This window comes from Tateyamaria sp. 7Alg 36 (genome assembly GCF_059882455.1).
Genome location: NZ_CM187613.1, coordinates 3,393,181 through 3,414,236, shown reverse-complemented (window position 1 = coordinate 3,414,236; position 21,056 = coordinate 3,393,181). Strand labels below are relative to the sequence as shown.

The 21,056-nt window shown below is 62.8% G+C and carries 15 protein-coding genes; 10 read left to right on the top strand and 5 right to left on the bottom strand.

Translation table 11 applies throughout. The features are described from left to right. Positions 1-83: 83 nt before the first annotated feature. From AC6GQJ_RS16610 to dtd, 4 genes are all read left to right on the top strand, one after another. A complete protein-coding gene (locus AC6GQJ_RS16610; RefSeq protein ID WP_500770264.1) occupies positions 84-644 on the top strand; it encodes a cytochrome b/b6 domain-containing protein in 561 nt (186 codons plus the stop codon). A gap of 120 nt (positions 645-764) precedes the next feature. Continuing rightward, positions 765-1,880, top strand: coding sequence for a TFIIB-type zinc ribbon-containing protein (locus AC6GQJ_RS16605; protein ID WP_500770262.1), 1,116 nt, complete (start codon positions 765-767; stop codon positions 1,878-1,880). Beyond that, positions 1,877-2,554: a nitroreductase gene (locus AC6GQJ_RS16600; protein ID WP_500770260.1), complete on the top strand. Its 678-nt coding sequence runs from the start codon at positions 1,877-1,879 to the stop codon at positions 2,552-2,554. The genes AC6GQJ_RS16605 and AC6GQJ_RS16600 overlap by 4 nt, the downstream gene beginning before the upstream one ends. Continuing rightward, on the top strand, positions 2,551-2,997 hold the full coding sequence (gene dtd / locus AC6GQJ_RS16595) for a D-aminoacyl-tRNA deacylase (RefSeq protein ID WP_500770258.1): 447 nt from the start codon (positions 2,551-2,553) through the stop codon (positions 2,995-2,997). The genes AC6GQJ_RS16600 and dtd overlap by 4 nt, the downstream gene beginning before the upstream one ends. A gap of 89 nt (positions 2,998-3,086) precedes the next feature. Here dtd and AC6GQJ_RS16590 read toward each other — a convergent pair whose 3' ends face one another. The 5 genes from AC6GQJ_RS16590 to AC6GQJ_RS16570 form a co-directional block, all read right to left on the bottom strand. Next, positions 3,087-3,773, bottom strand: a complete 687-nt coding sequence (locus tag AC6GQJ_RS16590; RefSeq protein WP_500770256.1) for an FkbM family methyltransferase — start codon at positions 3,771-3,773, stop codon at positions 3,087-3,089. A gap of 348 nt (positions 3,774-4,121) precedes the next feature. Continuing rightward, a complete protein-coding gene (locus tag AC6GQJ_RS16585) occupies positions 4,122-5,303 on the bottom strand; it encodes an HlyD family type I secretion periplasmic adaptor subunit (protein ID WP_500770254.1) in 1,182 nt (393 codons plus the stop codon). Continuing rightward, positions 5,300-7,540: an ATP-binding cassette domain-containing protein gene (locus AC6GQJ_RS16580; RefSeq protein ID WP_500770252.1), complete on the bottom strand. Its 2,241-nt coding sequence runs from the start codon at positions 7,538-7,540 to the stop codon at positions 5,300-5,302. Before AC6GQJ_RS16580 ends, AC6GQJ_RS16585 begins: the two co-directional genes overlap by 4 nt. Beyond that, entirely contained in the window at positions 7,537-8,877 is a 1,341-nt protein-coding gene (locus AC6GQJ_RS16575; RefSeq protein WP_500770250.1) for a TolC family protein, read from the bottom strand. The genes AC6GQJ_RS16580 and AC6GQJ_RS16575 overlap by 4 nt, the downstream gene beginning before the upstream one ends. A gap of 144 nt (positions 8,878-9,021) precedes the next feature. Then, on the bottom strand, positions 9,022-12,207 hold the full coding sequence (locus AC6GQJ_RS16570) for an Ig-like domain-containing protein (RefSeq protein WP_500770248.1): 3,186 nt from the start codon (positions 12,205-12,207) through the stop codon (positions 9,022-9,024). Positions 12,208-12,431: 224 nt separating this feature from the next. Between AC6GQJ_RS16570 and AC6GQJ_RS16565 the strand changes: the two genes are divergently transcribed. The 6 genes from AC6GQJ_RS16565 to AC6GQJ_RS16540 all read left to right on the top strand — a co-directional run bounded on the left by AC6GQJ_RS16565 (position 12,432) and on the right by AC6GQJ_RS16540 (position 20,973). Then, positions 12,432-13,535, top strand: coding sequence for a DUF4147 domain-containing protein (locus tag AC6GQJ_RS16565; protein ID WP_500770246.1), 1,104 nt, complete (start codon positions 12,432-12,434; stop codon positions 13,533-13,535). A gap of 9 nt (positions 13,536-13,544) precedes the next feature. Beyond that, on the top strand, positions 13,545-15,530 hold the full coding sequence (locus AC6GQJ_RS16560) for a CocE/NonD family hydrolase (RefSeq protein WP_500770244.1): 1,986 nt from the start codon (positions 13,545-13,547) through the stop codon (positions 15,528-15,530). A 140-nt stretch (positions 15,531-15,670) separates the two neighbouring features. Beyond that, positions 15,671-17,275, top strand: a complete 1,605-nt coding sequence (locus AC6GQJ_RS16555; RefSeq protein WP_500770242.1) for an ABC transporter substrate-binding protein — start codon at positions 15,671-15,673, stop codon at positions 17,273-17,275. Positions 17,276-17,284: 9 nt separating this feature from the next. After that, entirely contained in the window at positions 17,285-18,280 is a 996-nt protein-coding gene (locus tag AC6GQJ_RS16550; RefSeq protein ID WP_500770240.1) for an ABC transporter permease, read from the top strand. 142 nt (positions 18,281-18,422) lie between these two features. After that, a complete protein-coding gene (locus AC6GQJ_RS16545; RefSeq protein ID WP_500773966.1) occupies positions 18,423-19,238 on the top strand; it encodes an ABC transporter permease in 816 nt (271 codons plus the stop codon). A gap of 100 nt (positions 19,239-19,338) precedes the next feature. Continuing rightward, positions 19,339-20,973: an ABC transporter ATP-binding protein gene (locus tag AC6GQJ_RS16540; protein ID WP_500770238.1), complete on the top strand. Its 1,635-nt coding sequence runs from the start codon at positions 19,339-19,341 to the stop codon at positions 20,971-20,973. The last annotated feature ends 83 nt before the right edge of the window (positions 20,974-21,056 follow it).

The following is a 21,056-nucleotide window of genomic DNA, read 5'->3' as shown; positions in this document are numbered from 1 at the left end:
TCGCGGTCGGAGGGCTGACCCGCCCCGCGCTGTTGCGCGTACGCTGTCTTGACACGGGCCCCGCGCGGCCCACACTCCTCTCCATGTCCCCAACGCGCCCTCTCTCCTCGCGTCTGCCTGCGCGGCGCACGGCCCTCAAATGGCTGCATTGGGGGATGGTCCCGCTGTTCGTCTGGTTCCTGCTGGTCCAGCCCGAAGACGTCACCCCCTTCGGCCCCGCCGCCTTTCAGGCGCACTCCTTTCTGGCGCTGATTTTCGTGTCGCTGTCGCTGGCGTGGTTTGCCGATCTGATGCGGCGCGGGCTGGCCAGCCGCCCCGGTCCCAAGCTGTCCCCGCCGCTGCGCCGCCTGCACCGCGCCTTGCACCTCACGCTGATCTGGGGGCTGTTCTTTGTCGCCTTCACGGGCTTCCTGCTGGGGCTCACGTCCTCCGTCCTGCTCAAGGCGGGCGGGGTGTTGCCCATCGCGCCGCCCATGGGCTGGAAACATGCCAACGAATGGGTCGGAGCCCTTCATATCATTGAGTTTTATGCCCTCGGCGGTGTCGTGGCCCTGCATGCCGCCTTCCACATCTGGCGCCATTATGCCTTGCGCGACAACGCCCTGCGCATCATGGCGCCCAAGCGCTGGCACCGCTATCTGTAGCCTATGCAGAGCAATCGCACAGGCGCGGGCTTTTCCGGTTGGCGGCACCGCCTGCCCGTGCCATTTTCCCCCTGTCGCGCCAGCCGTCGCGCGCGCATTGCACCTTCGTAACGGGACGCCATGACCGACCTGCCTGATAAACCCGCCATCCCGTCCGAACACAGGTTTCCCTGTGACAATTGCGGTGCCGATTTCCGCTTTGATCCGGCCAATGGCACGCTGACCTGCGATCACTGCGGCAACACGTCGTCCATCGAAGGCACCCGCGCACGGGCCCCCCAAACCATTGCCGAACTCGACTACCGCGCCGCCCTGCGCGCCGACCTACCCCAGACCGAGATGGAAGAGACGCGCGTCTCCAAATGCCCAAACTGCGCCGCCGAGGTCGAATTCGACGCCAATATCCACGCCACCGAATGCCCGTTCTGCGCCACCCCCGTCGTCACCGACACAGGCGCGCACCGCCACATCAAACCCCGCGGCGTCCTGCCCTTTGCACTGGCCGAGGCCGAGGCCCGCGCCGCCATGAACGACTGGCTTGGCGGGCTGTGGTTCGCGCCCAACGGCCTGCAGGAATACGCCCGCAAGGGGCGCAGTTTGCAGGGTATTTACGTGCCCTACTGGACCTTCGATGCGGACACGCGCAGCGCCTATACGGGCGAACGCGGCACGGTCTACTACGAAACCCGTACCGTGATGCGCGACGGCAAACGCCAGCAGGTACAGGTGGCCAAGGTCCGCTGGCGCTCCGTGCGCGGCAAGGTGGCACGCTTCTTTGATGACGTGCTGGTGCTGGCCTCGACCTCGCTCCCCAAGCGGTTCACCGACGCGCTCGAACCGTGGGATCTGAGCGCTCTGCAACCCTACACCCCTGAATTCCTTGCCGGTTTCCGCGCCGAAGCCTACAGCGTCGAGCTTGAACAGGGCTTTGTCGAAGCCCGCGCCCATATAGATGCCACCATTGCCCGCGACGTGCGTTTCGACATCGGCGGCGACCGTCAGCGCATTCACTCGATCGATACCACGCTGGGCGCGATCACCTTCAAACACGTGCTGCTGCCGGTCTGGCTCGCTGCCTATAAGTACCGGGGCGAGACCTATCGCTTTGTGGTGAACGGGCGCACGGGGCGGGTGCAGGGCGAACGGCCTTACTCGAAGATCAAGATCGCGCTGGCGGTGCTGGCTGGCCTGTTGGTCGCGGGGGCCATCGGCTTTGTCATGGCGCTGCAATCATGAGCGATTTTGACACGCTGGATGCGTTGTTGCAGGCACGCTTTTCCTGCCGCGCCTTCCGCCCCGATCCGGTGCCGCAGGATACTATCGCCGCCATTGTGCGCGCCGCGCGCCACGTGCCAAGCTGGTGCAACGCGCAGCCGTGGCAGTTGATCGTAACCACGGGCGCGGCCACCGATGCGTTCCGCGACGCCCTGTTCGACGCGGCCAACACAATCCCGCCCGCCCCCGATCTGCCATGGCCCGACACCTATCCCGACGTCTACGGCGCACGGCGGCGCGCCTGTGGTTTCCAGCTTTATGATGCGGTGGGCATCGAAAAGGGCGACCGCGCCGCATCGCAGGCGCAGATGATGGAAAACTACCGCCTGTTCGGCGCGCCCCACGTGGCCATCGTGACCGCACCCCGCGTGCTTGGCCCCTATGGTGCCATGGACACAGGCGGCTTTGTCACCGCCTTTTGCCTTGCCGCACAGGCCAGCGGCGTGGCCAGCATCCCGCAGGCTGCCATCGCCGCACAGGCACCCTTTGTACGCGCGCATTTCGACATTCCCGATGACCGGATGATCCTCTGCGCGATCTCCTTCGGCTATGCCGATACGGACCACCCCGCCAACAGCTTTCGCACCCCGCGCGCCGAGGTGGACGAGATCATCGACTGGAAGGACGACGCATGAGGGCACTGCTGCAACGGGTAACAGAGGCGCGTGTTGATGTGGCCGGTGAAACGGTGGGCGCGTGCGATGCGGGCCTACTGATCCTTGTCTGCGCAATGCCCGAGGATGACGCCGAAACGGCCAAACGGCTGGCGCTGAAAATCTCGAAACTGCGCCTGTTCAAGGACGAGGCGGGCAAGATGAACCTTTCCATCCTGCAAACCGGCGGCAGCGCTTTGGTGGTCAGCCAGTTCACCCTCGCCGCTGACACATCCCGCGGCAACCGCCCCGGATTTGCGGGCGCGGCCAAGCCGGACGTGGCCGAAACACTGTACCTGCAATTTGCCCAAGACCTGCGCGACCTAGGCATCGCCACGCAGACCGGCCAGTTTGGCGCGGACATGGCCGTGTCGCTGGTAAATGACGGCCCCGTGACAATCTGGCTGGATACGGATGAGGTTTGAACCGGAAATGACCGTTTTGCGGGACCAGGCTGCCGCTCAACCTTGGCCTGCCAATTGGCCCTGTCAGTCTATACCGGCCATTCACTTGTCTATAGCAACGCTGCAGCGCGGCCCGTCGAACCGTCAGGGTACGGGAAATAGATCGCGTTACGTTCGATCACATCAGTGATGTGATATCGTAGGTCCGGGAAGTGGTTGCGCAGGGCACGTTTGTACACACGCTGCATGCTGCGCTTGGCCGCTTCCAGCACGATGATGGGTTTGTGTTCCGCGATGATGCGCTTCGCGCCCATCAGGGCCTGAAGCTCATAGCCTTCGATATCCAGATGCAGAACCGAAATCTTGCGATCCGCAGGGATCAGGTCGTCCAGTGTCGTGACCTCGACATTTACCACATGGTTTCCGGTTTCTCCCGGCACGATCTTGGCGGCGGCGGCCAGTTCCGGCCCACCTTCGCGTCGCGCGGTTAGCAGCGGCAAGGTGCCAGGTTCATTCGACACAGCGACCTGATGCAGCACGACATTGTCCAACCCGTTCAGGGTGATTGTGTGGCGCGCCGCCGCGTAGGTCACGGGCGAAGGTTCGAACGTGTGATACAGCGCGCCGGGGGCCAGCGCACCCGAAAGCGCCGGAAAGAAATCACCGATGAAGGCCCCACCCGAGATGATGTCGCCATCCCCGACCATGCCGCGCAGCAGCTTTAGCGTTTCGGGTTCATAAATCTTTCCGTCTGCTAAAAGCTGCGGCACTTCGCGATCGGCATAGGCCTGCGGCACGCAGTAGCGGCCATAATCATTTTCAGCAATGAAATGTGCAAAGTCAGGTGCGGCGCTAAATACTTGCGGTGCGGCTGGGCTGATATGAACATCTATCTTCGTCTTGCGTTTAGCGCCCATTGCTTCGACCTACTCTATTGTTTCGGGTGTATTCGCTCGCCGTTACCGGTTGCTTAACAATCACTGGGGGGATGGGCGAGAATAAGGCACGGAGATGGCCAGCAAATGGCTGCAGGGTCGTCTTGCAGTCAATGGTGCTAAATGCAGCGAACGGCTGCTAACCACCCGTCGCAGTCACTTGAGAACGATGCAGCATTGCATCGCATTGGCCTCAACGCCGCCCGTCTCTTAAGGCTCGCGGAAGGCTTCCTGCGATTTATAGAGCGGCTTGAGCAGGTATTGCAGCACGGTCTTCGACCCCGTGTGCAACTCCACCTCGGCCTGCATACCCGGACGCATGGCAATGCTGCGCTGGCGCTCGCTCAGGTCTTGGGTATCGACGCGCAGGGTCACCTTGTAATGGGCATCCCCATCCGGCTTGCGTTCGTCTTTGAATGTGTCTGCCGAGATCAGCTTTACCTTGCCCTTCAGCGATCCGTAGATCGTGTAGTCATAGGCGCTCAGCTTGATCGTCGCATCCTGTCCGGGGCGGACGCCCGCGATGTCCTTGGGCGACACACGCGCCTCGACGAACAACTCCTCGTCCAGCGGAATGATCTGGAGGATTTCCTCACCCGGGCGGACGACACCGCCGATGGTGGTGACGGACAGATTGTTGACGATGCCGCGCATGGGGCTGACCAGCACTGTGCGGTTCAACTGGTCCTGCGCGGCCTTCTGGTTCTGGCGCAGGGTCGCTAGTTCCTTGAGCGTGTCGGAATAGGCCTGCGCGCGTTCCAGTTCGGTCTTGGTCAGGATTTCGTCCAGCTTGATCCGCGCATCCGCATGGGCCTTGCGCGCACGGGTTACTTCGATCAGCGCCACGATCTTGCGGTCCAGCAAATCCTCAAGCAGCGCCCGTTCCTTGGCTGCCTCGTCCAGCACCCGCTGCGCGCCCTCGCGGCGGCTGAGGTAGTCGGTCTGGCGCGCATTCAGCAACGCGCGTTCACTAGCAATCATGCCCTTCATCTTGGCGTTCATGCTGGCGGGCACCTGAAAGTCGAACTGCCCCGCCAGTTCCGCCTCAAGACGCAGCTGACGCACGGCCAGCGCCGTGATCTGGCTGTTCAGATCGTCCGCCTGACTTTGGAACTGGGTTGCCTGCAAACGGGCCAGCACATCGCCGCGTTCGACAATATCGCCCTCGGCCACCAGCAGTTCGGCCAGAATGCCCCCTTCAAGGTTCTGGATGATCTGCGGGCGCGAGGAAGAGATCATTTCGCCCTGCCCGCGCACGATTTCATCCACCCACGCAAAGGCGGCCCAGATCAGAAAGACCAGCACCGCGCCGCCGCACAGCCAGATGACAAGGGACGGGCCGCGCAGATCGGCCTCAAGCTGGCCACTCAGTCCTGTGGGGGCCATGGTCATGCGATCTTACCCCGCAGTGGCACGGATTTGTTCAGATGCGCCAGCACCTGATCCTGCGGGCCATCCACGGTCATGCGCCCGTTTTGCAGGATAAGGGTGCGGTTGGTCAGGCTCAGGATCGGCACGCGGTGCGTTGCAATGATCGCGGTGCGCCCCTGCATCCATGTTTCAAGCCGCTTGACCAGTGTCGTCTCAAGCGTCTGGTCCAGCGCGGCGGTCGGTTCATCCAGCAGGCAGATGGACGGATCCTGCAACCACAGGCGCGCCCAGCCGATGGACTGGCGCTGCCCGATGCTAAGCCCCTGCCCGCCGTCCAAAATTTCCAGATCCAGCCCCTTGTGGTGCGCTTTTACAAACGGCCCCAAGCCCGCGAAATCCAGCGCCTGCATCAGACGGTTGTCGTCGCGTTCCAGCATGGTCAGGTTCAAGTTGTCGCGCAGAGTGCCCGAGAACAGCCGCACGTCCTGCCCCAGATAGCCGACCAGACGGCGCAGGTCGCGCGGTTCGATCTGGCTCATATCCGTGCCGTCGATCAGCACGCGACCCTTGGTGGGCGCGTACACGCCCGACAGGATTTTCAACAGTGAGGACTTGCCCGCCCCGTTGCTGCCCAGCACCGCAACCCGCTGGCCCGGCATGATCTGGACGGCCGGAATATCCAGCGTCGGCGCACCGTCTTCTTCGTATTGGAACTGCACTTCGCGCAGTTCGAAATGCCCGCGCAGTGCGTCGCGGCGCAGATAGGTGCGGTCGGGCATTGTGTCTTGCGGTGCCTCGGCAATCGCGTCCAACCCGTCCAGCGCGGCCTTGACGTTGCCCCAACGGGCCATGGTGCCCGCCAGTTGCGTCAGCGGTGCCAACGTGCGCGAGGTCAGGATACCCACAGCGATGATTGACCCCACCGTGAACTGCCCCGCAAAAACCAGATAGGTGCCCGCGATCACAGCGGCCACATAGGTCATCTGCTGCATCCCCTGCGACCAGAAGGTCAACACCGAGGCAAGGCGGCGCTGTTCGGAGGATTTCATCGCGCTCAGCGTCGTCAGTTCTTGCCACAGGCGCATCACGCGGTCTTCGGCACGCTGGGTCTTGACCGTGTCGCGCTCGAAAATGGCCTCGTGCAGCAGGCGCGAGGATTTGGCCGACGCGCCTTGGGTTTCCTGCGTCAGGCGCAGCATCTTTTTCTGCATGAAAAAGCCCGGCACCACCATCAGGATACCGCCCAGCAGCAGAACCCACACCACCGGCCCCGCGATCGAGGCAACCAGCAGCAGGAACACAAAGATGAACGGAATGTCGGCAATGGTGCCGATGGTCGAGGCGGTAAAGAATTCACGCACCGACCCGAATTCGCGCATGGCCGAGAATGTCATCGACGGCGACTGCCCGCGCAGATCACTGCGCATGCCCATCACGCGCTGCATCAGCAGCGACAGCACGCTCAACTCGATCTGCCGCCCTGCCCCGTCCATCAGACGCGCACGGGCGACTTTCAGGAACGCCTCCATCACCAGCGCAAGGCACGCGCCAATGGCCAGCACCCACAACGTCGCCTCAGACTGGTGCGGGATCACGCGGTCATAGACCTGCAAGGAAAACAGCGCCACGGCCACCGCCAGCAGGTTCGCCACGAACGAGCCAAGCGCGATTTCCGCCAAAGCGCGTCGAAAGCGGTGGAATTCACCCCAGAACCAGTGGGCCGGTTTGCTTTGGGTCTTGTGGGTACGCGCCACTGTGGCAAGGGGCGCTTCGGCGCGCACGACCATACCAGCAAAGAACGGCGCGAATTCCTTGATCGGAACATGGGCGCGGTTGTCGGGGCAGGTCTTGTCATAAATTACCAGATCGCCACGCGACTGGCCCAGCACCAGCACCACCTGACCGCTGGTCATATAGGCCAGCGCGGGCCACTGGTCGGGCGAAATCCGCTTGACCGGCGCGACCGAGGCGATCAGCCCCGCCGCCTGCAACCCCGCCGCGATGGCATTGGCCTCGACCGTGGCGGACGCCTTGGGCGAGGTCGACTGGCGCAGCGACTGGTGCACGTCGGTGCGCGACATGTTCACCCCGAGGATGCCGGCATAAGCCACAGACAGGTCCGCCCGCGCCAGCAGACGGTCATCGAAATGGTTGGCATTATCCGCCTGCATGCTGGGCGCACTGGCGTCACTGCCCGCGCTGATCTTGGCGCGGGTGCCGTTCATAATCGTTAACGTAAAAGGCGTCTTCTGGGTCAAATCTGGTCTCCGTCCGCCAGTACGCCCTGCACACGGGCGAGTTCGACCTGCAATCGCAAGGCGTCGTATTTCAGGGTGACTTCGCTGGCCTGACGGGCGGCGAATGTCTCATAAACGCCGACCACATCCATGACGGGGCGCCGGCCTGCTTCGTACTGGTCCTGAAACAGGTCCAGATTGGATTTGGCTTGCGCGGTCAGGGTGCGCGCTTCGGCGGCTTGGCGCGATGTGGCGGCCACTTGGCCTTCCAGCTTGCGCAAGGACCGGTTCGCGTCCTCGTCCGCTTGGGCCACCACGCGGCCTGCGGCCTCTTTCGCGGCGGCAATCGCCTTGAGCGACGCGCTGGTGCCAAAGCCGATACCGGTGCCGCCTGCGGTAATGCCTGCGCCGCTGTTTTCGCCAATGGTGGCCTGCGCGCTGATCCCGGGCAGTTGGTCTGCGCGGTCGATCTGTGCTTGGGCGATCATCCGTTCTTTTTCGGCATGGGCGCGTGTCACCACCAGCGGTTGGGCTGCCGAGGCGCTGATGTTCAGCGTTTGCACTCCGCGCACGTCATTGAGCGGGCCAATTGCCATCGCGTTCAGTTCCGACAGCGCCGTCGCCGCGGATTCCTCGCTCGCGGCAATGGCGGCGCGGATTTCGGCGGTCTTCTGGCGGATCACGTTGAGGTCGGACATGTCCGACACCCCGCCGCGCACACGCTCGGACATGATATATTCGAAATGTTCGATCTCGCGCAGGGTCTCGCGGTGCAGTTGCGCGGCTTCGCGTCCTTCGGCGGCGGTCAGGTACAGACCCAGCCCCGTTGCCACGCGGTCATTGGTATCCTCTGCCAGCGCAACGGCGGCAACCTCCACATCGGCCTTGGCAAAGGCGCGTTCGCCTTTCTTGCGGCCATTGTCGAAAATCACCTGATCCACCACGATCTGCGTGACGATGTCCCCCAGCGAGGTAAGCGAGATGTTCGGCCCGATGGTCGGCAGCCAGTTTTTCGAAGCCGCCTCGGCCCGCAGCCGCGCCGCGCGCAATTCGGTTTCAGCGGCACGCGCATTGGCCGCCAGAACAGCCGTGGTCACACGCTCATAGGCGCTGCCTGCGGGCAACACGCTGCTGCGCCCCAGAAGCCCCTGAATGACCGCGCTGTCACTGTTCAGCGTTTCGTCGTTTTTCGTTGGTGTCGCCAGCAGCGCCGCGTCCGATACCGGCGGGGACACTGCCGTGTCCGCCCCCGTGTTCATCCGCGACACAAACGGGATGTCCCCCATGCTGCCCATGCACCCCGCCTGAAGCGAAATTGCGAAAAACAGCGCCGCGCCCTTGATACCACCTTGCCCCATGATCGGTTCCCGTTTCGGGTTTTTATCGTTGTGAGGACGGGCGCGATTGCGGCAGTGCCGGTCCGCGCCTCTTGTCATTCTGGAGTGTTCGTTCCTGTAATCCTTAGGACTGTTCCCAGTGAATTTACGAAGTTTTTCGGTGCCTTAGCCGATGGCAGTGTTGACGGTGATGTCATCATCAAGAATGACCGTGCCCTCGGCGCCCAGCGAATAGACGTGGTAGTTTTGATCGCCCACCATTTTCGATCCGGTGCGCGTCGCGCCTGCGATGGTCACCGTGTCGTCCGCGCCGCCATGGATGGTCAGCGTGTTGGTGGCATCTGACAGACCCAGCAGTTGCGCCTCGGTGATGGACAAGTTCGCCTCTTCCGCGAATTGCAGGTCCACCGCCTCGATCTGGTAGTTGCCAAGCGCGGGGTTGGACAGGTCTGTGACCGTGCCTGCGCTTTCGTCATCCAGAACCACATAGGTGCCGCTCGTGTTGCCCGGCGTGTCGGTCGAGTTCACGATCAGGTGCGAACCGTCCGGTACGTTCTCGCCAAAGCGGAAGTCGACCTCGTTGAACTCGGCGTCCACGGACTTGCGCCCTGCCACGGCAGTGATCGACCCGTCTGCCGACACTTCAGAGACCGTCAGATCACCATCGCTCAGTTCGGTTGTGATGCCACGGATACCGTCACCCGCCCGTGTCAGGCTGGCGATGACAGGGCCGCTTGGCGCATCGGTGTCGATGCTCAGCGTGTCGCTGATCGTATCGGTGTTGCCGACCGGATCGGTCGCCATCACGGTGATTTCCGCATCATAGGTGCCGCTTGCGATGGCCGATGGTGGAATTTCCAGCGACCAGTTGCCCGCCGCATCCACAACTGCTGGCATCACGGTGCCGTTGAAGTCGACCATGACGGTCGAACCGGCTTCAACCCGCCCGCCTAGGGAAATCCCCTCGCGTGCTTCGGCGCCGTTGATCACATCGTCGGACGTCACCTTGTCCTGAATGTCGAGCTGGTTGACCAGCGTGTCGACGCGCACTGTGTCAGTCACGGTTGCAACGTTGCCCGCACGGTCTGTGGCCGAAACGGTGACATCGGTGGTGTATTCGCCCTCTGGCACCTGATCGCGCGCGAATGGCGCGGTCCAGTTGCCGTCTGCGTCCACGATGGCCTGCACAGTGACAGTGCCCAGCGTGACCATCACGCTCGATCCGGGTTCCGTGGTGCCGGTCAGCACCACGCCGTCAGAGCGTTCCGCCCCCGAGATGATGTTGTCCGTCTCGATCACGTCCGCCGCAACCGACAGGTTGTCAACGCGTGTGTCCACATGGACCGTATCGCTTGCCGTGGCCGTGTTGCCTGCCGCATCGGTGGTCGTGGCGGTGATCTGCGCATCATAGGTGCCAGGCACGATTTCGTTGCTGCTGTAATAGGCCTGCCAGACGCCCGCACCGTTGGCGACCGCCTGATGGGTCACACCGTTCATGGTCACACTGACCAGCGCGCCCGGATCGGCGTTGCCTGTCAGCATCACGCCATCGCTGGCCTCGGCATAGTTGATGATGTCATCGCCTTCGATCGGGCCTGCAATGGTCAGAAGCCCCGCCTCGGTATCGACGTTGACGGTCTGGTTGACGCTGCGGGTGTTGCCCGCCGCATCTGTCGCCGTCGCCGTCATCTGTGTGCTGTAGGTGCCAGGGGCGATATCGCTGCTGGCAAAGGTCGCGGTCCACGACCCGTTCGGCGCCACAACGGCTGTGGACGTGGCCCCGCCCATGGTCACAACCACGGTCGACCCTGCCTCGGCAATGCCGGTGACAACAAGGCCAGAGGTGGATTCAGTCGCGTTGATCACGCCATCCGCCCCGCCTGCGGTCGAGGTAAACCCAAGCGCATTCACCAAAGTGTCGATGTCGACGGTGCCATTCGCTGTGGCGGTGTTGCCAGCGGCATCCGTTGCCACGGCAGTAACAGTCGCCGTTGTCTCGCCCGAAGGCATTTCCGTCGCCAGATAGCTGGCCGACCAGTTGCCAGAACCATCAACCGTCGCTGTGCGCGTGATGCCGTTAAAGGTCACTTCAACAGTCGATCCGGGCTGTGCGCTGCCTGTCAGGGTTACGCCATCGGCGGCTTCGGCTGCGTTGATCGTGCCGTCGCCCTCGATTGTGGTGAGGTCCATGGCGATCTCGGTCACCGTGTCCACAACCAGCGTGTCGGAAATGGTGGTCGAGTTGCCAAAGCTATCGCGCGCAACAATCGTTACGCCTTCGGTATATTCACCGGCAGTCAGCGTGCCGCTTTGCCATGTGGCGGACCAAGTGCCGCCTTCGGACACGGTGACGGTGCGTGTCACGTCCTGAATGGTGATTTCCAGCGTCGCGCCTGCTTCGCCGGTGCCTGTCAGGGTCACGCCGCCCGACATCTCGTCGCCGTTGACCACATGGCCCACGCTGCCCACACCGGTGGTAAAGGCAACTTCGGGACCGACGGTGTCGATGATGAATTCCGGACCCACGAGCGTGGATTCACCGCCACCCTGATGAGTGAACAGGACAGATGTTTCGACCGTCCCGTCAGAAGGAAGCGTGTCGCCGGAGAATGTAACGGACCATGTACCGTCTTCGCCGATTGTCGTTGTCTGCGTTTGATCCCCAGCCGTCACGAGGACGGTATCGCCAGGCTCACCCGTGCCGGAGACTTCGAAACCGTGGGTCGTGGTATCGTCGCCGCCCACATTCGTGGATGTGCCGACCGAATTGACCGCTGGCGCCGCGGGGCCTTCGCCCGCGCCTCCACCACCGCCGCCACCGCCGCCGATCAGCGCCGCGCCACCGATGGCCGCTGCCCCTGCCGCACCGGCACCCACCAGCCCGCTGCCGCCCAACAGGGCCGCGCCCAGCATCGACACTTCCTGATCGTCGCCAACGCCGCCCAGACCAATATTGCCCGCATTGGCAATCTCTGTGCGCCCCAGATAGATCAGGTCGTCAGACGGGCTCCACTTGCCCCACTGTTCGGTTGGACCGAACTGGGCGTAAAGCTCACCGTCAGTGGTTTCGACAAAAGCAACCTCGTTCAGGTATCCGTCGGCGGATACGAACAGGCGGTTGGTTTCGCCCACATCGTTGAAATAGTTTTCGAGGGTGATCGTGCGCCCGTCGACCAGCGTAATCACAAGATCTTCGCCCATACGCCGCTGTCCGGCGAGGTCGATCTGTCGAACGTTGAATGAAATTTCCTGTCCGCTTGTCAGCGTAACCGTTGCATCCCCATCAGCAGGGACCACGCCACGCTGCAATGCGCCCGCACCATCGCGGACGACGAAATCAATCGCCTTCATAACACCACCACTCTCGCCTCAGGCCGCTTTTTCGCGTGCCATTTTGTTAACCTGTCGCCGGCATTATTCGCCGTGCTGACCAATATTTATGCCCCATGATATAGCCGAAGAGCGAATCAAGAGCTAGACACTTTTTTACTCGCGTCCACGATTTGGCGCTCAAGAGCACTGAAAATGTGTCATTTTTGCGGCTATTCAAATGCCTGCACAGCAAGGGAATATTCATGAATACGCAGTCAGATTTAATGACACTATGGCAAAAAGGTGTCGACGCTGTACGTGGGGATAATGCAGTCCACCGTGCGCATGCGAATGGTCTGGTGCAAAAACCCGACCACATTATCGCAGTCGGCAAGGCGGCAGTTGCGATGGCCGGTGCGGCTGCCGAACACTGGCCCGACGCGACCTGTCTGATCGTCACCAAATATCACCACGCAGAGGGCGCGCCAGACCACGCAACCCTGATCGAAGCCGCCCATCCGGTGCCGGATGGGGCCTCTTTGGCCGCCGGAAAGGCGCTGATCGACCGTGTCGCGGCCTGCAAAAGTGATTCGCATTTGCTGATGCTCGTGTCGGGCGGGGCGTCCGCTTTGGCCGAGGTGCCGGAGGCGGGACTGACCCTTGATGACCTGATGCGAAGCACGAATGAAATGCTCGCCTCGGGTGCGACCATCGGCGAAATGAACAAGCACCGCACCGCCCGATCCCAGATCAAGGGCGGCAAACTGCTGGCCGGTTTCGGCGGTGCGCGTGTCACCACCCTTGCCCTGTCGGATGTGGAAGGCGACGCGCTGGCGACCATCGGCTCGGGCATCGGGGATGCGCCTGAAACACCCGATTTCGACTTTCACCCCCATATCGTCGCCAGCAACACTATTGCTCGCGATGCCGTCGCGGCGGCGGCAGGCCCCCTGCCCGTGCGCGCGAACGACGAAACCCTGTATGGCGACATCGCCGACCTCGCCCCCAAAATCGCCACACAACTGAAAAGCACCCCCGCTGGCCTAACCATTCTGGGCGGGGAGCCTGTCACCGTTCTGCCCCCCAATCCAGGCAAGGGAGGGCGCAATATGGCGCTTGCGCTGCTCCTCGCTCGCGAGATCGCTGGCACCACAGGCCTGCGCCTTATCGTGGCGGGCACCGACGGGACAGACGGCCCCACAGATGCCGCAGGGGCGATGATCGACGGGCAAACATGGGCCGATGGCGCGGACGACGCGCTGGCCCGCGCCGATGCCTACCCATGGCTCAAGGAACGCGGTGCGCTGGTCATCTCTGGCCCCACCGGAACAAATGTCGCGGACCTGCTGGTCGCTATCAAAGACTAAGGACAACTGATGGACATGCCCCCACCCGACCCGCAATCGGATATGAAGAACGCCCTACGCAAGGTCGAGGAAACCGCCGATCTGGGCATCACCATGTCCGATGGCACGCGCCTGTCCGTCCGTATGTGGCGCCCCGTGGATGCAGGGGACGATCCGGTGGCCGCCATCATCGAACACCTGCCCTATCGCAAGCGCGACGGCACCTGTGCACGTGACGCGCTGACCCATCCCTATTTCGCGGCGCGCGGCTATGCCTGCCTGCGGGTGGACATGCGCGGGAATGGCGACAGCCACGGGCTGATGGAAGACGAATACACTCAACAGGAACTCGATGACGCGGTGGAGGTGATCAATTGGGTCGCCGCCCAGCCGTGGTGCAACGGCAATGTGGGCATGATGGGGATCAGCTGGGGCGGGTTCAACGCGCTTCAGGTGGCGGGCATGGCACCCGATCCGCTCAAGGCAATCATCACGCTTTGTTCGACCGTGGACCGCTTTGCCGATGACATCCATTACAAGGGCGGCTGCCTGCTGAACGAAAACCTCGGCTGGGGCGCCACGATGTGGAGCTATTCCTCCCGTGCGCCCGACCCCGCCCTGCGCCCCGACTGGCGCGAGATGTGGCTCGAGCGGCTTGAGGCAGAGCCTTTCCTGCCCTCGGTCTGGCTGCGCCATCAGACGCGGGATGCCTATTGGAAGCACGGGTCGGTCTGCGAGGATTACGCCAGCATCAAGGCCCGCGTTCTGGCCATCGGCGGGTGGGGTGACGCCTATAAGAACACCGTGCCGCGTGCTGTGGCCAATATCGACGGGGCCAAAGGGATCATCGGGCCGTGGGTCCACAAGTACCCCCATTTTGCTGTCCCCGAACCCCGCATCGGCTTCCTGCAGGAAGCGCTACGCTGGTGGGACAAATGGCTTAAAGGGATCGACACGGGCGTGCAGGATGACCCCGACATGCGCACCTATCTGATGGACGGCGTGCGCCCTGCCACGTGGTATACGGAACGCAGCGGGCAATGGCTGTCCGATCCGGATACGCGCACGCGGCGCTGGCATTTGCGGCCTGACGGGCTGGGCGATGCGCCCGCACCGTTGAATGCCATCGTGCGCTCGCCCCATGACACCGGCGCAGGATCGGGCGAATATTGCGCCATCTGGCTCGGCCCCGAAATGCCGGGGGATCAGCGCGGCGATGACGGGCGCAGCCTGTGCTTTGACAGCGCCCCGCTGGAGGAAGACACCGCCATCCTTGGCGCGCCCGAAGTGCGCCTCACGCTCTCCTCGGACCAACCCGTTGCGCAGATCGCCGTGCGGCTGAACCACATCCACCCCGACGGCGCATCGACGCGCATCACCTATGGCGTGCTGAACCTTGCCACCCATCTGGGCCGCCCCCTTGTGCCGGGGCAGGCCGAGGAAATCGCCTTTACCCTCGATCACATCGCTTATCGCGTGCCAACGGGCCACAAGGTGCGGCTGTCGGTATCGTCGGCCTACTGGCCGCTGGTCTGGCCCACGCCAACAACCGCCACCCTGACGCTGACAGGCGGCACGCTGGACTGCGAAACCTTGGTTAGTGCGGATGGCTGGGCCTTTCCGCCCCCCGACGCCGCCGCCCCGTGGCAGACCGAAGAATTGCGCCCCGAAGCGCACCAACGCCGTCAGGAAACCGATATGGTCACCGGCATCACATCACTTGTGATCGAGGATGATTTCGGCAAAGTCCGCGACCTTGACCACGGATTGATCGGCGGTTCCGTTGCCCGCGAACGCTGGGACATCCACCCGGATGACCCGCTGTCGGCCCGCGGTACCTGCCACTGGACGGACGAGATCGAGCGTGACGATATCAGGCTGCGCACCGAGGCGCGCTGCGAAATGTGGTCGGACGCCACCCACTTCCACCTCACCGCCTCGATCGAGGCCTTCGAAAACGATGTGCGCATCTATGACCGCCATATCACTGATAAAATCGAACGCGGCCCGATCTGAAACCTGCTCTCATAGCCCGCGCGGCGGATCAGGTCCACGGCTATTAGCGCTTGCTACCTAGCTTCAAATGCTTACCCTTTGGCGCATACTCAAAACCAGCCGCCCAGCAGAGGCGGATACGATCCAACGGGAGAACCTGAATGTCGAACGAACTCGAAACGCTGTCCGCACGCGTGACGGCAGGTGCGATGACGCGCCGTGAATTCATGAGCCGTGCTGCGGCACTTGGTGTCAGCGCGGCCTTTGCCTCGTCTTTCCTTGCCAATGCAGCGCGCGCCGACGCCCATGCAACGCCCGTCGCGGGCGGCACGTTCAAGATGGGCATCCAAGGCGGCGAGTCCACCAACAGCCAAGACCCCGCCTCCTGGGCCTCCGATGTGCCTTTGGCGGGCGGTTTCTGCTGGGGTGAACCTCTGGTCGAACTGAACGCCGACGGCAGCCTCAAAGGCCTCGTCGCGGAAAGCTGGGAAGGCTCCGAAGACGCCACAGTGTGGCGCTTCAAGGTGCGCCCCGATGTGATGTTCTCCAACGGACAGACCGTCACAGCCGAAGATGTCATGAAAACGATGGAGCGTCACTCGAACGAAGATTCCAAATCCGGCGCCCTCGGCATCGTGCAGGGCATCGAGTCGATGCGCACCGATGGCGACGTGTTTGAAGTCAAGCTGAGCGTCGGCAACGCCGACCTGCCCTACCTCTTGGCCGACTACCACCTGATCATCCAGCCGAACGGCGGGTTTGACGACCCCACAGCCGCCATCGGCACCGGCCCCTACACGCTGGAAAGCGACGAACCGGGCGTGCGTATGGTTTTCCAGCGCCGCGACGATTACTGGGGCGGCGATCAGGCCACCGTGGCCCACTACGACACAGTCGAAATCATCGTTCTGAACGATGCAACGGCGCGCACAGCCGCCCTGCAATCGGGTCAGGTCGATGCGATCAACCGCGTCGAACCCAAGATCGCCAAACTGCTCGACCGCGCCCCCACAATCGAGGTACTGTCCACCGCAGGCCGTGGCCACTATGTGTTCATCGCGCATACCGACACCGCGCCGTTCGACAACAACGAATTGCGTCTGGCGCTGAAACACGCCCTCAACCGCGAGGAAATGGTCGAGAAAATCCTGCAAGGCTACGGCTCGATCGGGAACGACATGCCGATCAACGCGGCCTACCCGCTGTTCGACGCCACCATCCCGCAGCGCGAATTCGACCTCGAAAAAGCGGCCGAGCACTACAAGAACTCCGGCCATGACGGATCGCCCATCATCCTGCGCACCGCCGATGGCGCCTTCCCCGGTGCCGTCGATGCCGCTGCTCTGTTCCAGCAATCAGCCCAAGCCGCCAGCATCCCGCTGGAAATCAAGCGTGAGCCCAACGACGGCTACTGGTCCGAAGTCTGGAACGTACAACCGTTCTGCTGTTCCTACTGGGGCGGTCGCCCTGTGCAGGACCAGATGTACACCACCGCCTACCTGTCGACCGCCGACTGGAACGACACGCGCTGGAAACGCGAAGACTTCGACGCCATGCTGCTTGAGGCCCGCGCCGAGATCGACGAGGCCAAGCGCAAGGAAATCTATTCCAACATGGGTCGTATGCTGAACGAAGAAGGCGGCCTGATCGTGCCGATGTTCAACGACTTCGTGGATGCGATCTCGACCAGCGTCAAAGGCTGGGAAGCAAACCCGAACGGCCCGCAAATGTATTGGAAAACGGCCAAGTACACGTGGAAAGCGTAAGTCGGTAGAATGCATCCGATATTGAAACTGGTAGCCCAGCGTCTTGCGCTGGGCGCCCTCCTCCTTCTCGCCGCATCCGCGCTGATCTTCGGCCTGACCGAAATCCTCCCCGGAGATGCGGCCCAAGCGATCCTCGGCCAGTCCGCGACCCCTGAAAACCTCGCGAACCTGCGCGCCGAGATGGGATTGGACCGCCCTGCCCTAGTCCGCTACGTCGAATGGCTGGGCGGGATATTCACGGGCGACATGGGGCTGGCCCTGACCAACAAACTGCCCATCGGAGAACAGATCGCACGGCGCATGTCCGCCACGCTGTTCCTTGCCTTCTGGGCTGCTATTATTTCCGTGCCTCTGGCCATCCTGCTGGGCCTGATCGCAGTCCGCTTCCAGAACCGCTGGCCGGACAAGCTGATCTCGGGGGTGACCCTCGCCTCTATCTCGCTACCCGAATTCATGATCGCCTATGTGCTGATCTTCTTCTTTGCGGTGCAAAGCATGACATGGGGCATCTGGGGCTGGCTGGGCATGAACCCGATTGCCTTCCCTTCTTTCGCTTCTGTTTCCCCCGGTATGCCGCTCAGCGCGCAACTCTACGCTATCGCACTGCCCGTGGCCGTGCTGACGCTGGTGGTGCTGGCCCATATGATGCGCATGACGCGTGCGGCGATCCTGAACGTGATGCAATCGGCCTATGTGGAAACCGCCGAACTCAAAGGCTTGACCACATTCGCCGTGATCCGCAAACACGCCTTCCCCAACGCCATCGCCCCCATCGTGAACGTGGTGATGATCAACCTCGCCTATCTGGTTGTCGGCGTCGTGGTGGTCGAAGTGGTGTTCGCCTATCCCGGCATGGGCCAATACCTCGTCGATGCTGTGGTGAAACGCGATGTACCGGTGGTGCTGGCCTGCGGCGTGATCTTTGCCGCCGTCTACATCATCCTCAACATCGTGGCCGACGTGGTGTCCATCCTCGCCAACCCACGCCTGAGGCACCCGAAATGAGTACGTGGTATTTTTCCCCGAAAAAATGCCACGCGTGCGACCAAGCGTATGCGCCAGCATGCGCGGGGAGGCACCCGGCAGCCATTCCAGGCGCCCAAGGCGCGGGGAGGCCCCCGGTCGCCATTCCAGGTAAAAGCGTATGCTGAAAAACATCCCCCTCTCGGCCGCCATCGGCCTTATCATCACCGCCACCTACTTCCTCGCCGCCATCTTTGCCGATGTGATCGCCCCCTACGGCATGGCAGAGGCCGTGGGCGACGTCTGGGAGCCGTCCTCGTCGCGCCACTGGCTGGGCACGGACCAGATCGGACGCGACCTTCTCACCCGCATGATCTACGGCGGGCAGACCACCATCCTGATCGCCACCCTCGCCACAATCCTCAGCTTCACCACCGGCGCGGTGCTCGGCTTCATCGCCGCCGTCTCGGGTGGCTGGATCGATCAGGTGATGAGCCGCCTTGTTGATCTCTTCATGTCCATCCCGTCACTGATCCTCGCTCTCGTCATCCTGTCCTCGATCGAGGCGACGGTTGTCACACTGGTGATCATCATGGGCCTGCTCGACTCCACCCGCGTCTACCGCCTCGCACGCGCCGTGGCTGTGGACATCTCGGTCATGGACTTCGTCGAAGCCGCCCGCCTGCGCGGCGAAAAGCTCACATGGATCATCTTCCGCGAAATCCTGCCAAACGCCCTGTCCCCGCTGGTCGCGGAAATGGGGCTGCGCTTCATCTTCATGGTCCTCTTCATCTCAACCCTGTCCTTCCTCGGCATCGGCGTACAGCCCCCGCTGGCCGACTGGGGCGGCATCGTGAAAGAGAACAAAGAAGGGATCAACTTCGGCATCGGTGCGGCCCTCTATCCGGCTGTCGCCATCGCCACTCTGGCAATCAGCGTGAACCTCATCGCCGACTGGATCCTGAACCGCACAACATCCCTGAAAGGCGGACGCGGATGACCCTCATTGTTCCACAAATATGCAAAAGCCGCAGGGTCGGCGGGTGGGCGCCTTTGGCGCAGCCAAACAGCGCACACGGCGGCGCAGAACAGGCCGCACCATGACGACACCACTGCTTCAGGTCCGCGGGCTCAAGATCGGCGCGACTGTCTATCCCCCCGGTGAGAAACCGCACGAGATCGAAATCGTGCACGGCGTCGACTTCGACGTCGAGGCGGGCAAGGTGCTTGGCCTGATCGGTGAATCCGGTGCGGGCAAATCCACCATCGGCCTTGCCACCATGGCCTACGGGCGCGGCGGCGTCGAACTGACCGGCGGCACTGTCACGATCAACGGGCGCGACGTGCTGCAATCCGGCCCGCGCGATGTGCGCCGCCTGCGCGGGGCCGAGGTGACCTATGTTTCCCAGTCCGCCGCCGCCTCCTTCAATCCGGCCAAACGGATCATGGAGCAGGTGATCGAAGCCGCCGTACTGCAGGGTAAGTTCTCCAAATCCGACGCAGAAGCACGCGCCGTGGCCCTGTTCACCAAACTCGGCCTGCCCGACCCCGAAACCATCGGCAACCGCTATCCCCACCAAGTCTCCGGCGGGCAGTTGCAACGCTGCATGACCGCCCTTGCGCTATGCCCCGAACCCGATCTGGTGGTCTTTGACGAACCCACCACCGCGCTGGATGTCACCACCCAGATCGACGTGCTGAAGGCCATCAAGGACGCGATCCGCGACACCGGCGTGGCCGCGCTTTACATCACACACGACCTTGCCGTGGTGGCGCAGGTCAGCGACCACATCATGGTGCTGCGTCAGGGCGAGATGGTCGAATACGGCACCACCGACGACATCATCAATTCCCCGCAAGAGGAATATACCCAAGCGCTCGTCTCGGTCCGTTCGATCAAACATGTGGAAAAGGAACCGACCGAAGCGATCCTAAGCGTGCGCAACATCACCGCCCGCTATCCCGGCACCAAGATCAACGTCCTGCATGACGTGAGCGTCGATATCAGCGCGGGCCAGACCCTCGCCGTGGTGGGCGAAAGCGGCTCGGGCAAATCCACCCTCGCCCGCGTCATCACAGGGCTGCTGCCCCCGAGCGAGGGCACAATCGACTTCGCAGGCCGCACCCTGTCCCCCGACCAGCCGTCCCGCAGCCGCGAGGACCTGCGCGAACTGCAGATGATCTACCAGATGGCGGACACGGCGATGAACCCGCGCCAGACCGTCGGCACGATCATCGGACGCCCGCTCGAATTCTACTTCGGCCTGCGCGGCGCGGAAAAACAAAAACGCATTCAAGAGCTTCTGGACGAAATCGAACTGGGCAGCGGCTTTCAGGACCGCTATCCGGCCGAACTGTCCGGCGGGCAGAAACAGCGCGTGTGCATCGCCCGCGCCCTCGCCGCCAAACCCAAGCTGATCATCTGCGACGAGGTCACCTCGGCCCTCGACCCGCTGGTCGCGGACGGCATCCTCAAGCTGCTGCTTGACCTGCAAAAAATCGAAGACGTGGCCTACCTGTTCATCACCCACGATCTGGCCACAGTGCGCGCCATCGCGGACAGTATCGCCGTGATGTATCAGGGCCGCGTGCAACGCTACGGCACCAAATCCGAAGTGCTGACACCCCCCTTTGACGACTATACTGACCTGCTGCTAAGTTCCGTGCCCGAAATGAAACTCGGCTGGCTGGAAGACGTCATCGCGCACCGCAAGATGGAAAGCGCGGGGAACTGAGGCGGCGCGGCCAATAAGCTGAAAATGTCGGGGCTGGGCCCGACTTCCCTTATTGCCGTGCCGCAACGCTCAGCGCGCCAAAG